The sequence below is a fragment of the Streptomyces sp. NPDC006430 genome (assembly GCF_040612395.1).
In the GTDB taxonomy this organism is placed as follows: Bacteria; Actinomycetota; Actinomycetes; order Streptomycetales; family Streptomycetaceae; genus Streptomyces.
The window spans coordinates 65,047-77,555 of sequence record NZ_JBEXQA010000005.1 but is presented as its reverse complement, the minus strand read 5'-3'; the positions used below and the strand labels follow the sequence as shown (position 1 = coordinate 77,555).

Annotated in this window: 11 protein-coding genes and 1 pseudogene; 4 read left to right on the top strand and 8 right to left on the bottom strand. The window is 71.1% G+C overall.

Features of this window, described 5'->3' with window-relative positions:
- Positions 1–87: 87 nt before the first annotated feature.
- Positions 88–1,737 (top strand): hypothetical protein, encoded by a 1,650-nt coding sequence (locus tag ABZZ20_RS10145; RefSeq protein ID WP_356868744.1) that lies wholly within the window; start codon positions 88–90, stop codon positions 1,735–1,737.
- Between the two features lie 13 nt (positions 1,738–1,750).
- Positions 1,751–2,974: pseudogene (locus tag ABZZ20_RS10140) on the top strand (DUF2142 domain-containing protein); the annotation flags it as partial.
- A 359-nt stretch (positions 2,975–3,333) separates the two neighbouring features.
- Here the strand turns inward: ABZZ20_RS10140 and ABZZ20_RS10135 are convergent.
- Positions 3,334–4,071 (bottom strand): carbon-nitrogen hydrolase family protein, encoded by a 738-nt coding sequence (locus ABZZ20_RS10135; RefSeq protein WP_356869131.1) that lies wholly within the window; start codon positions 4,069–4,071, stop codon positions 3,334–3,336.
- A 237-nt stretch (positions 4,072–4,308) separates the two neighbouring features.
- Complete coding sequence (locus ABZZ20_RS10130; RefSeq protein ID WP_356868742.1) at positions 4,309–5,205, bottom strand: SGNH/GDSL hydrolase family protein; 897 nt, start codon at positions 5,203–5,205, stop codon at positions 4,309–4,311.
- A gap of 249 nt (positions 5,206–5,454) precedes the next feature.
- Here ABZZ20_RS10130 and ABZZ20_RS10125 point away from each other — a divergent pair, with 249 nt between their 5' ends.
- Complete coding sequence (locus ABZZ20_RS10125; RefSeq protein ID WP_030160508.1) at positions 5,455–5,949, top strand: DUF3145 domain-containing protein; 495 nt, start codon at positions 5,455–5,457, stop codon at positions 5,947–5,949.
- 72 nt (positions 5,950–6,021) lie between these two features.
- On the opposite strand, the gene fabF is transcribed toward ABZZ20_RS10125, so the two are convergent.
- From fabF to ABZZ20_RS10100, 5 genes are all read right to left on the bottom strand, one after another.
- Entirely contained in the window at positions 6,022–7,287 is a 1,266-nt protein-coding gene (gene fabF, locus ABZZ20_RS10120) for a beta-ketoacyl-ACP synthase II (RefSeq protein WP_356868740.1), read from the bottom strand.
- Between the two features lie 79 nt (positions 7,288–7,366).
- Positions 7,367–7,615 carry an acyl carrier protein gene (locus ABZZ20_RS10115; RefSeq protein ID WP_030009997.1) on the bottom strand — a complete coding sequence of 83 codons (249 nt, stop codon included), beginning with the start codon at positions 7,613–7,615 and terminating at the stop codon, positions 7,367–7,369.
- Between the two features lie 57 nt (positions 7,616–7,672).
- Positions 7,673–8,677: a ketoacyl-ACP synthase III gene (locus tag ABZZ20_RS10110; protein WP_356868737.1), complete on the bottom strand. Its 1,005-nt coding sequence runs from the start codon at positions 8,675–8,677 to the stop codon at positions 7,673–7,675.
- 19 nt (positions 8,678–8,696) lie between these two features.
- On the bottom strand, positions 8,697–9,614 hold the full coding sequence (locus ABZZ20_RS10105; protein ID WP_356868735.1) for an ACP S-malonyltransferase: 918 nt from the start codon (positions 9,612–9,614) through the stop codon (positions 8,697–8,699).
- A gap of 89 nt (positions 9,615–9,703) precedes the next feature.
- Positions 9,704–10,909, bottom strand: coding sequence for a helix-turn-helix domain-containing protein (locus ABZZ20_RS10100; protein WP_356868733.1), 1,206 nt, complete (start codon positions 10,907–10,909; stop codon positions 9,704–9,706).
- Positions 10,910–10,989: 80 nt separating this feature from the next.
- On the opposite strand from ABZZ20_RS10100, the gene ABZZ20_RS10095 reads away from it, so the two are divergent.
- Positions 10,990–11,643 carry a pirin family protein gene (locus ABZZ20_RS10095; protein ID WP_356868731.1) on the top strand — a complete coding sequence of 218 codons (654 nt, stop codon included), beginning with the start codon at positions 10,990–10,992 and terminating at the stop codon, positions 11,641–11,643.
- Positions 11,644–11,690: 47 nt separating this feature from the next.
- On the opposite strand, the gene ABZZ20_RS10090 is transcribed toward ABZZ20_RS10095, so the two are convergent.
- The gene (locus ABZZ20_RS10090; protein ID WP_356869130.1) at positions 11,691–12,509 is read right to left on the bottom strand and encodes a serine hydrolase domain-containing protein; all 819 of its coding nucleotides are present in this window, start codon (positions 12,507–12,509) and stop codon (positions 11,691–11,693) included.

Here is a 12,509-nt window from a genome sequence, read left to right as displayed (position 1 = left end):
GGCGGCCACGGAGCCGGACAGTGGCCTGCCGAGCTACGACGACCGGCCGTCGCGCCGAGCACCGACCAGCAGTGAGGGACACCGTCAGTGACAGTCAGTACCGAGGGGGCAGCGGCCGTGCGCCCGGATCCCCCGAGCGGGCCGGCCGGACACGCCCTCGGCACCACGGGGTCCTCCGAACACGCCCCGCGGCGCGCACTGCGCTCCCGCGGCGCCCTCCTGCTGCTGGAAGCCCTCGTCGCGTTCGCCGCGGCACTGGTCCTCCCGCTGTTGGCACGGGGGTTTGAGCTCGACCCGCTCAACCGGATAGCGCAGGTCAGCGGCCTCGCCGCGATTCAGCTGAGGTTCGCGCTGATCGGACTGCTGTTCGTCGCCGCGGTGGTGCTGGCGATGCGACTGCGCGGAGGCCGCCACTTCGACCTGGCCACCCGAATAGCCGCCGCCGCCGTCGCAGGCCTGGCCAGCGGCTTCGTCGCGGCGGGCGCGGTCGTCGCGCTGCTGGGCACGCCGTGGCCGATGTTCGGCCTCAACGGCGACAGCGGGCGCATCGTCGAATGGGCCCACGCGGTCGCCAACGGGCAGCCCTCGGGGTCGCCGGTCTACCCGCCGATGCCGCTGTACACCCTCGGGTACTACGCCGAGTGGTTCCACGGCGGCAACACCGCGTACGCCTTCAAGGACCTGCAGATCCTCGGCGCCGCCGCCTTCGGGCCGCTGGTCTACCTCGCCTGGCGGATGCTGCTGAGTCCGATCCGGGCGCTCGCCTTCGGCGTCGCGCCCGCCTTCGCGCTGATCGACTCGTACAAGCCCTACAGCCAGACGGTGCTCGTGCTGCTGGTCCCGGTGTTGGTGGCGATGGTGGTGGCGCTGCGCCGCAGCGGCACCGAGGCCTGGCGACCGCTGCTGCTCAAGGGCGCAGGGTTCGGCGCGCTGTTGGGCGTGCTCTTCCTCACGTACTCGGGCTGGTTCCTGTGGAGTGCGGCCGGCGTGCTGTTCGCCGCCCTGCTGTACTTCCCGTGGCGGACCGGCCGGCTCAGGGGCGCCGCTTTCATGGGGGCCGCCCTGGCGGCGTTCCTCGTGGTGGCCGGGCGCTACCTGGCGGTCATGCTGACCGAGGGGCAGAACACCAAGGACTTCAACTTCCGGTTCGACAACTTCACCGACCCGGCCTACTACCTGATGTGGCGCACCGACATGCCGGGCAAGGCGGGCGACTGGCCGCCGCCCGGAGAGTTCGGCGGGGTCGGGCTCTTCGCCCTGGTGACCTTCGTCTGCCTGGGCGCCGCCATCTGGCTGGGCCTGCGCAAGCCGCTGGTCGTCACCATAGCCGCGATGTTCATCAGTGCGTGGGTGATGCGCATGTACATCGCCTCTCACATGTACGAGACGCAGACGGTGCAGCTGTACACCCGCACCAACAACCAACTGCTCTACTGCGGCCTGATCCTGTGCGCACTGGTGGCGCACCTGGTCTCGCTGCGGTTGGCGGAGCGGTCTACCCCGTTCCCCGGCCGGGAGGGCGCCGTGATCGGCGTACTGTGCGCCCTCCTGCTGCTGCTCGGCACGGTGTCCTCTTCCATGGCGGACCGCTACATGCCGGCCAAGGACGGCACGTACCGCATCCTGCCGTGGGTGTCGCACACGGTGCGGCAGCAGAACGGCAAGTGCCCCAAGTTCGCCCCCGGAGGCATCTGCTCCCAGGACGGCGACCAGAGCTGGCTGACCTTCATCCGATGACCAGAAGGACGAGATGATCTCCGCACTGACGCGGCTGGCCGACTGGTCGGCCCGGACCCCCAAGCGGCTCTGGGCCATCGCCTTCGCGGTCTTCTTCACCCTGGCCGCCTCGTGGTCCGTTGCCACCCCGCTCGGCGGGTCCCCTGACGAACACGCACACTTCATCCGGGCGGCTGCCGTCGTGCGCGGCCAGATCAACGGAACCGAAGTGATGGTTCCGCACACGGTGCAGGACATCGAGGGCAATTTCGCCGAGACCGGCGTGCAGCTCCCGGAGTGGTACCAGCAGCTGCGCACGGTGCACGGGTGCTACACGTGGCCCAAGACCAAGCCCGCCTCGTGCGCGCCCAAGCTGGGCGGCTCGGAGAAGCCCGCCCTGGTCACCACTGCGGCCGGCCGCTACCACCCGGCCTACTACCTGGCGACTGGCTGGCCGAGCCTGCTGGTCAAGGGCCCCAACGGGCTGTACCTGATGCGTTTGATGTCGGCAGCGCTCTGCTCGGCCCTGCTGGCCAGCGCGCTGGTCACCGCGGCCGAGTGGCGCCGGCGCGGGCCCGCCCTGCTGGGCGTGCTCACCGCCGCCACGCCGATGAGCCTGTACATGGCCGGCATGGTCAACCCCAGCGGCGGTGAGATCGCCGCCGGGATCCTGGTGTGGACCGCCCTGCTGTCCATCCTGATGTCGCCCGATCCGCTGCTGCTGAACCGCCGGCTGGCCAGGTTGGGCATCGGCGGCATGGTGCTGATCAACATCCGGCCCCTCGGACTGATCTGGTTCGCCGGGGCACTGTTCTTCGGGCTGCTGCTGGTGCGCCGGACCGACGTGCTGCGCGCGGTGCTGCACCGCAGGGTCCTGTGGTTCTGGACGGCCCTGCTGGCCCTGGCCACGGTCGGTGCCCTGCTGTGGGCCGCGGCCCACCCGGACCACTCGGTGATCGACACCCAGTCGCTCACCGCCAAGTGGGCCGCCAAGAAGACGTTCATCGATACGGACGTCTACATCCAGCAGATGCTCGGCTCCTTCGGGTGGCTGGACGTCCAGGCGCCCAACCTCACGTACCTCACATGGGTGGGTGCGATCGCGGTCCTGGTGGTGCTGGGGCTGACGTTGGGCCGAGGCCGCGAGGTGCTGGCACTGATCGGCATGTTGCTGGCCATCGTGCTGGTGCCGGTGCTCGCGCAGGCTTCGCAGGCGGAGAAGATCGGCATGGTGTGGCAGGGCCGGTACCTGCTGCCGTTCGCCGTGGGCCTGCCGTTGATGGCGGCCCTGATCGGTGTGAGCCGCACGCCCGAGCGGGGATTCCCGTGGCGCAGGCTGGCCGGGTTCGCCGGTGCCGGGCTCGGACTGGCGAACGCGGCGGCGTTCTTCTGGACGCTGCGGCGCTACACGGACGGAGCCAACGGTTCCCTGGTGCCGATGCGTGCGCACTGGAACCCGCCGGGCGGCTGGTCGATGTGGACCGTCGTGTACGCGGCGGCGGCCTTCGCCCTGGTGCTCCTCGTGCTGATGCCGGACCGCGCCGCCCGGGGCGTCACGGGTGTCAGCAGCGGATCCGGCCGGGGCTCGTGGGCGAAGGCGCCGGCCGCGCCGGACCGTCAGGCGTCCACCGCGGCCGTCGCCGCGGCCGTCACCTCCGCCGTCACCACGGACGGGGTGCGCTCGTCGGCCTCGGCCAGCACGGTGCCGTCCGGGGACCAGAGCGCGGCGCGGCCACAACCCGTCCACGGGCCGGCCCGGCCCGTGTGATTGGCGAGGGCCACGTACATGCCGTGATCGCGCGCGATCCGCGGGTGGATCGTGGCCCTCTCCCGCATCCCGTCGCCCGTCCCGTACAGGGAGCTCGCCAGGTGGACCCGGCAGCCGTCCGCCGCTGCGCGGGCGGCGAGCTGCGGGACGTGGTTGTCGTAGCAGATGCTCAGGGAGAAGCGGATGTCGCCGAGCGTGAAGCGGCCCTCGCTCCCGCCCGCCGTGAAGACGTCCTGCTCGTGCTGGTACAGGTGCTGCTTGGCGTACGTCGTCACGTGCCCGCCGTCCGCCCCGTAGACCATCGTCGCGATGACGGGTCGTGGTCCGGCGGTGCGCAGCGCGACGTTGACCGCGACGGCGATGCCGGCGGACCGTACCGGATCCATCCGCGGGTCGTCGGCGCCCTCCACCCACAGGCCCGGGTCCGCCGCCAGGGCCGCCAGCTCGTAGCCCGTGAGTGTGAACTCGGGGAACACGACAAGCTCTGCGCCCTGCTCCCGGGCTTCGGCTGCGAGCGCGACGGTCTGCGCGGCGTTGGCGGACAGGTCGGCCGGGATGCAGGTGAGCTGGGCTGCGGCGATCTTCACCGGGCCAGGATGCCAGCCGGGACGCGGACCCTGCGCCTCCGATACGGCCGTCGTGGCCGTCGCCCCGCTTTCCCGTTCGGACACGGCCCCGGCCGCACCGACGGCGATCCCGGAGACCTGGACGGTCGCCGGGTGGCCGGAAATCATCTATGAACCGGGCCCGCGGCGGGCCAATCATTCAGGAACCGGGCCGGGGGCGGGCCCTGACACCTTCCCCCGGTCCCCGGTCGACCCGTATCAGTGCGGGGGTTCGGCCGCCGTCACCTGGCGGTGCGCCAGCTCCGCCAGCCGGGCCTGTCCGTCCCTGCCGGGATGGAACCAGTCCCAGCGACTCAACTGCTCCGCGGAGAAGGGGTACTGGAACACCGCGCCGCCGTCGTAGCGGCACAGCGGGTCCTTCGCGCAGACCTCGCGGAGCGCCTCGTTGTACTCGACCACCCGCGCCCTGACCTGCTCGCGCCGGGCCGTCGCCCCGGTCGCCGCCGAGAGCGGGTCCGCCAGCATCGACTGGCAGATGCCCAGCTTCCAGATCTGCCGCACCATCGGGCTGTCCTTGCCCTGTTCCCACAGCCGCTGGAGGTCCGGCACGCTGGAGACGTACAACTCGGACGTGGGGGAGGCCGCCCGCAGGCCGGCGATGGCCTTCTCGAAACCGGCCCGGAACTCCTCCACCGGTGTCATCGACGAAGCCGTGGGGCGGCAGGCGTCGTTCGAGCCCACCATCACCGTGACCAGGTCGGGCCTGTGTTGGGCCGCCGTGGCCAACTGCCCCGCCAGGTCCGCCATCCGCGAGCCGGTCACCGCGTAGTTCCAACTGCGCGCCGGAGCCTCGGCCTCGCCGAGTAGCCGGCTGGCCAGCGAACGGACGGCGGGGTCGTTCCCGGTGGCCCAGGAGACCTCGGGGCAGTCCGCCAGCACCGAACAGGCGTCGAACCCGCGCGTGATGGAGTCGCCGACGGCCGCGATCGACGCGGGTGCGGTGTTCCAGCGCGGCCCGGCCTGCGCCCCGCGCTCACCCTCCGTGGCCGACTCGCCCGACTGACACCCGGTCAGCACCCCGGCCAGCACGATCATCGCCGCGCCCGCGCCCGCGAGGGTCCGGCGCGCGCGCCGGCGCAGAGCGGTGGTGCACATCGGGTGGTCCCCTCCTCGTCGCCCCACGTCCTTCGGGGGCGTCCTGCTGAGTGAATGCTCTGCCTTTGGCGGCCTGGGACCGACCGTACGTCACACCATGACCCCTGGCGCACGGTAGCTTTTTCCCGTGGCGTTTCGGCCGCAGGTCCCGTGGCGCAATGTCAAATAATTTCCGTTACATTACATCACGTCACATACTGTCCGTTTTCTGGAGTTTATTCCCGACCTCGTCCCACACTGGAGGTCCCGGTGACGACACGTGGAGTTCTGTACGTGCATTCCGCACCACGCGCGCTCTGCCCGCACGTGGAATGGGCTGTTGCGGGCGTGCTCGGGGTGAGGGTGAACCTCGACTGGATCAGGCAGCCCGCCTCCCCGGGCACTTGGCGAGCCGAGTTCTCCTGGCAGGCCGAAGCGGGTACCGCGTCGAAGCTGGCCTCCGCGCTGCGCGGCTGGCACCTGCTGCGCTTCGAGGTGACAGCGGAACCCTGCCCGACGGCCGAGGGCGAGCGCTACAGCTCCACCCCGGAACTCGGCATCTTCCACGCCGTCACCGGCATGCACGGCGACATCCTGATCCCGGAGGACCGGCTGCGCGCCGCCCTCGCCCGCTCCGCGCGCGGCGAGACCGACCTGGAGGCCGAGATCGCCAAGCTGCTCGGCAAGCCCTGGGACGACGAGTTGGAGCCCTTCCGCTACGCGGGCGAGGGCGCCCCGGTCCGCTGGCTGCACCAGGTGGTCTGAGGCCGGGGACGTACGGAGGGGCCCCGCCCGGCAGCTGCCGGGCGGGGCCCCTCCGTACGTACTGCGCGCCGGTCAGACGGTGCGGAACGCCAGCGTGACGTTGTGGCCGCCGAAGCCGAACGAGTTGTTGATCGCGGAGATCGGGCCGTCGGCCGGCAGCTTGCGCGGCTCGCCGACGACGATGTCCGCGTCGATGTCCTCGTCGAGGTCGTCGACGTTGATGGTCGCCGGGGCGATCCGGTGGTAGAGCGCGAGCACGGTCGCGACGGTCTCGATGCCGCCGGCGCCGCCCAGCAGGTGGCCGGTCATCGACTTGGTCGCGGAGATCGCGATGTGGTCGAGGTCGTCGCCCAGGACCTTGCGCAGGGCCTTCAGCTCGGCGGTGTCACCCTGGGGGGTCGACGTGGCGTGCGCGTTCAGGTGGACCAGCTCGGCCGGGTCCAGGCCCGTGTTGTCGAGCAGGTTCTGCACCGCGGCCGCGACACCGCGGCCGGTCGGCTCCGGCTGCGCGATGTGGTGGCTGTCGGCGGACAGGCCCTGGCCCAGCACCTCGCAGTAGACCCGGGCGCCGCGCGCGGCGGCGTGCTCGGCGGACTCCAGGATCACGACGCCCGCGCCCTCGCCGAGGACGAAGCCGTCACGGGCCTTGTCGTACGGGCGCGAAGCCTGCTGCGGGTTCTCGTTGTTCTTGGACATCGCCATCATGTTGGCGAACGCCGCGATCGGCAGCGGGTGGATCGCGGCCTCGGTGCCGCCCGCGACGACCACGTCGGCACGGCCGGTGCGGATCATCTCGACGGCGTAGCCGATGGCTTCGGCGCCGGAGGCGCAGGCGCTGACCGGGGTGTGCACGCCCGCCTGGGCGTTGACCTCAAGGCCGACGTTGGCCGACGGGCCGTTCGGCATGAGCATGGGGACGGTGTGCGGGGAGACCCGGCGCACGCCCTTTTCCTTCAGTACGTCGTACTGGTCGAGCAGGGTGGTGACGCCGCCGATGCCGGAGGCGATCACGGTGCCCAGGCGCTCGGGCGCGATGGACGCGTCCTCGCCCGCCGGGGCGGTGAAACCGGCATCGGCCCAGGCCTCACGGGCGGCGATGACGGCGAACTGGGCCGAGCGGTCCAGCTTGCGGGCCAGCGGTCGCGGCAGGACCTCGCTGGGGTCCACGGCGACCGGGGCGGCGATACGGACCGGGAGCTCGGCGAAGCGCTCGCCCTCAAGGGGCTTGACGCCGGAACGACCGGCGAGCAGACCTTCCCAGGTCGAAGCGCTGTCGCCACCCAGCGGAGTGGTTGCGCCGATACCGGTGACGACCACGGTGCGATTGGTCGGGCTCACAGGAATTCTTTCTCCACGTCTCAGGGGGTGCTGAATTGTCACGGCGCCACCGCTAGGTGGCGACAAACGCTCGTCAGGCTCAGGCCTGGTGCTTCAGGATGTAGTCAGCGGCGTCGCCGACCGTCTTGAGGTTCTTGACGTCCTCGTCCGGGATCTTGACGTCGAAGCGCTCTTCGGCGGCGACGACGACCTCGACCATGGAGAGCGAGTCGACGTCCAGGTCGTCGGTGAAGGACTTCTCGATCGCGACGTCCTCGGTCGGGATACCGGCGATCTCGTTGACGATCTCCGCGAGACCCTCGACGATCTCTTCCTGCGTGGCGGCCATGTGGCGCTCCTTCTCTAGCTAACTGGGTGAAACAGGGCGGGATGTGGATCCCGGGCCCTAGGGGAGGGTAACGACCGTCGCGGCGTAGACGAGTCCCGCCCCGAATCCGATGACGAGCGCGGTGTCGCCGCTCTTTGCCGCTCCGGTCGCCAGGAGCCGCTCCATTGCGAGCGGGATCGAGGCGGCCGACGTGTTGCCGGTGGTCTCCACGTCACGGGCGACCGTGACGTGTTCCGGCAGTTTGAGAGTCTTCACCATCGAGTCGATGATCCGCATGTTTGCCTGGTGCGGGATGAAGACGTCCAGGTCCGCAGCGGTGATCCCGGCCGCGTCGAGCGCCTGCTGGGCCACCTTCGCCATCTCGAAGACGGCCCAGCGGAAGACCGCCTGGCCCTCCTGCGTGATGGCCGGGAACTTCTCCCCGCCGTCCTTGCCGAGGTACTTGTCCCACGGCACGGTCTGCTTGATCGTCTCGGCCTTGTCGCCTTCGGAACCCCACACCGTGGGGCCTATGGCCGGCTCGTCCGAGGGGCCGACGATCACGGCGCCGGCGCCGTCGCCGAACAGGAAGGCCGTCGCGCGGTCCTCCAGGTCGGTCAGGTCGGACAGTCGTTCCACGCCGATGACGAGGACGTACTGGGCCGAGCCCTCGATGACCAGGCCCTTGGCCAGTGTCAGTCCGTACCCGAAACCGGCGCAGCCCGCGGAGATGTCGAACGCGGCCGGCTTGACCGCGCCGATCCGGTGCGCGATCTCGGTCGCGACGGCCGGGGTCTGCTTGAAGTGCGAAACCGTCGAGACGATCACGGCACCGATCTGCTCGGGCGAGATGCCGGCATTGGCCAGCGCCTTGCCGGAAGCTTCCACGGACATCGCGGCGACGGTTTCCTGGGGCGAGGCCCAGTGCCGGGTCGCGATGCCGGAGCGGGAGCGGATCCACTCGTCGGACGAGTCGATCGTCTCCAGGATGACCTCGTTGGAGACCACACGGGTCGGTCGGTAGCCGCCGACGCCGAGGATGCGGGCGTACGGGGAGCCCTGTGCAGGCTTGATCTTCGACATGCTGTTTGGGCTCCTTCTCTCAGGCCGCGTGCTCGGCGAGGAGCGCTGCGGCCTTTTCGAGATCGTCCGGGGTCTTCAGGGCCACGCTCGGTACGCCCTTGAGCGCACGCTTGGCCAGACCCGTAAGAGTGCCACCCGGACTCAGTTCGATGATCCCGGTGACACCCAGTTCGGCGAACGTCTCCATGCACAGGTCCCAGCGGACCGGATTGGCGACCTGGCCGACCAGGCGGGCGACGACTTCGGCGCCCGTGGTGACGACCTTTCCGTCCTTGTTCGAGACGTACGTCAGCTCCGGGTCGGCCGGGGCGAGGGCCTGCGCGGCCTTCTCCAGCGTGGCGACCGCGGGAGCCATGTGGTGCGTGTGGAAGGCGCCCGCGACCTTGAGGGCGACGACCTTCATGGAGCCCTCGGGCTTCTCGGCGACCAGGGCCTCGACCTGTTCCACCGTGCCCGCGGCCACGATCTGGCCGGCACCGTTGATGTTGGCCGGGGTCAGACCCAGCTTCTCCAGGTGTGCGACGACCACGTCCCGGTCGCCTCCGAGCACCGCGGCCATGCCCGTCTCGGTGACGGCCGCCGCCTCGGCCATGCCCAGACCGCGGGTCCGTACGAAGGACAGCGCCTCCGCGTCGGAGAGCACGCCCGCGTACGTCGCGGCGGTGATCTCGCCGACGCTGTGGCCCGCGACGGCACCGAAGGCCGAACGGGAGCCGAGCGCGGAAGCGGACAGCAGACCGGCGGCCACCAGCAGCGGCTGGGCCACGGCGGTGTCGCGGATCTCGTCCGCGTCGGCCTTCGTGCCGTAATGGGCGAGGTCGAGCCCGATGGCGTCCGACCATGCGGCGACGCGGTCAGCGGCGCCGGGGAGGTCGAGCCAGGGAGTCAGGAAGCCGGGCGTCTGTGCGCCTTGGCCGGGAGCGACGAGTACGAGCACCCTCACACTCTCTCTTGTGGATGGTCCCTGCCGCCCGTGGGGACAGGGACCAAGAACCGTCGGGGTAATTGTTGATGTCCGACAAAAGTCTAGGACTGCTGATCTCCGTCGGCCAGACGCCCGAGGATCAAAGCGATCCGCAATGTGAACGCCGAGCGGACATCGGAGGGTGACCAGCCGGTGACGTCGGTCACACGTCGGAGCCGGTAGCGCACCGTGTTGGGGTGCACGAACAGCATCCGCGCGGCCCCTTCCAGGCTGCTCGCCTGCTCCAGGTACACGCTCAAGGTCTCCAGCAGTGCGGACCCCGCCTCCTCCAGCGGTCTGTAGATCTCCTCCACCAGCTGCTCGCGGGCGGAGGGATCCGAGGCGATCGCGCGCTCGGGCAGGAGATCGTCCGCCAGTACCGGCCGCGGGGCGTCCTGCCAGGCGGTGCACGCCTTCAGACCGGCCGCAGCCGCTTGCGCGGACTTGGTGGCGTTCAGCAGGTCGGCAACGACGGGACCCGCCACCACCGGACCCGCAGCGAACGGCCCGATCAGCGACTTCGCCACCTGGATCGGATTGTCGCTGCCACCCGCGATCACGACCAGGCGGTCACCGAGGACGCCCGTCAGGACCTGGAGCTTGTGGTGCCGGGCCGCACGCCGGATCGCCTCGACCGTCAGCTCGCTGTCGCCCTCCGGAGCGGTGCCGAGCACCACGCACACGTGCTCCGGCGAGTTCCAACCGAGTGCCGCCGCCCGCGACAGCGCGCCCTCGTCGGCCTCGCCGGACAGCACCGCGTTCACCACGAGGGACTCCAGCCGTGCGTCCCACGCCCCCCGCGCCTCGGCGGCCTGCGCGTACACCTGGGCCGTCGCGAACGCGATCTCCCGGGCGTACACCAGCAGCGCCTCGCGCAGGATCGACTCGTCGCCCGGGGCCGCCACCTCCTCGATCGCGGTCTCCATGACCTCGATCGTGGTGCGGACCATCTCGACCGTCTGGCGCAGCGTGATGGCCCGGGTCAGCTCGCGCGGAGCCGTCCCGAAGACGTCGGTCGAGATCGCCTGCGGGGTCTCGGGGTGTCGGAACCACTCCGTGAACGCGGCGATACCGGCCTGCGCGACCAGGCCGATCCACGACCGGTTCTCCGGGGGCATCGCCCGGTACCACGGCAGGGTCTCGTCCATGCGGGCGATCGCGTTGGCGGCGAGCCGGCCGGAGGACTTCTCCAGTCGGCGCAGCGTCGCGGTATGCGGATGGGCGGGAGCGGCAGGCGCGGGGGAATGGTCACGTTCGGGTTGGGGCACGGGACAAGACTGCCTTATCCGGACGGCGGCGCGGAGTCCGGTCCCACGGCGGCGCGCGGCCGGGGGCTACCGTGGCCTCCATGATTGACGTTCGCCGCGGGGCCGACCGGTACGAGGGCGGGGATCCGGACGCCGGGATCGCCACCCGACACGCCTTCTCCTTCGGCGGGTTCTACGATCCGGACAACGTGCGGTTCGGTCCGCTCCTGGCCTGCAACGAGGAGACCCTCGCCCCGGGCGCCGGTTTCGACGAGCACCCGCACAGCCACACCGAGATCGTGACCTGGGTGGTCGAGGGCGAGCTCACGCACAAGGGCAGCACCGGCGAGAGCACCGTGGTGCGGCCCGGGGACGTGCAGCACCTCGCCGCCGGCTCCGGTGCGCGGCACGTGGAGCGCAACGACGGCACGGTGCCCCTGCGCTTCGTGCAGATGTGGCTCGCGCCGCTCGCCGCCGGCGGGGAGCCCTCGTACGACCTCGTCCGCGACGTCGCCGACGGCAGTCCCTACGAGGTCCCCGCGGCCGGAGCCGTCCTGCACGTGCGGCGCCCCGGCGCGGGCGAGCGGTTCGCCGTACCGGCGGCGGAGCGGGTCTACCTGCACGTGGTGCGTGGCGACCTGCGCCTGGACGGGGAGGAACTCGGGCCCGGGGACGCGGCGCGGATCACCGGCGAACGGGACCTGGAGATCGTGGCCGGGTCTCCGGGGGAGCTGTTGATCTGGGAGCTTCCCTAGCCTTTTCCGGGCGGTGGCCCCTGCCTGCGGCGGCGGGCAGCGCCCGGTCAGCGGCCGGAGAGCTCGGCGAGCACCGCGTCGGTGAACGCGGGCCAGGCCTCCACGGCCCACGGTCCGAACGCACGGTCCGCCAGCGCCACGCACGCGGCCCGTGCGTCCGGGTCCACCCACAGGAAGGTGCCGGCCTGGCCGAAGTGGCCGAACGTGCGCGCCGAGGACGCGGCACCCGTCCAGTGCGGGGTCTTGCCGTCGCGGATCTCGAAGCCGAGTCCCCAGTCGTTGGGGGACTGGTGTCCGTACCCCGGGAGCACGCCCTTGAGTCCCGGGTGCACGACGGAGGTGGCCTCCGCGACCGTGCGCACGTCGAGCAGCCGGGGCGCCTGCAACTCGGCGGCGAACCGGACGAGGTCGGAGACGGTCGAGATGCCGTCCTTCGCGGGCGAACCCTCCAGCGTGGTGGAGGCCATGCCGAGCGGCTCGAACACTGCCTGGTGCAGGTACTCCGCGAAGGGGATGCCGGTGGCCTTGGTGATGTGGTCGCCGAGCACCTCGAAACCGGCGTTCGAGTACAGCCGGCGGGTGCCGGGCGCGGCCATCGCGCGGTGCTCGTCGAAGGCCAGGCCGCTGGTGTGCGCGAGCAGGTGACGGACCGTCGAGCCCTCGGGCCCGGCCGGCTCGTCGAGCTCGATCGCCCCCTCCTCGTACGCGACGAGCGCGGCGTACGCGGCGAGCGGCTTGGTCACCGAGGCCAGCCGGAAGCGGTGGTCGACGGGCCCGTGGGAGCCCGCAAGGCTCCCGTCGGCGCGTACGACGGCCGCCGCTGCGGTCGGTACCGGCCAGTTGTCGATGATCTGCAGGCTGGGCAG

What these genes read in the sequence shown, in the direction of transcription:
- ABZZ20_RS10130 (WP_356868742.1), bottom strand. Translation starts at nt 5,205, where the DNA reads ATGTGCACCACCGCTCTGCGCCGGCGCGCGCGCCGGACCCTCGCGGGC.
- ABZZ20_RS10115 (WP_030009997.1), bottom strand. Translation starts at nt 7,615, where the DNA reads ATGGCCGCCACGCAGGAAGAGATCGTCGAGGGTCTCGCGGAGATCGTC.
- ABZZ20_RS10110 (WP_356868737.1), bottom strand. Translation starts at nt 8,677, where the DNA reads ATGTCGAAGATCAAGCCTGCACAGGGCTCCCCGTACGCCCGCATCCTC.
- ABZZ20_RS10095 (WP_356868731.1), top strand. Translation starts at nt 10,990, where the DNA reads ATGATTGACGTTCGCCGCGGGGCCGACCGGTACGAGGGCGGGGATCCG.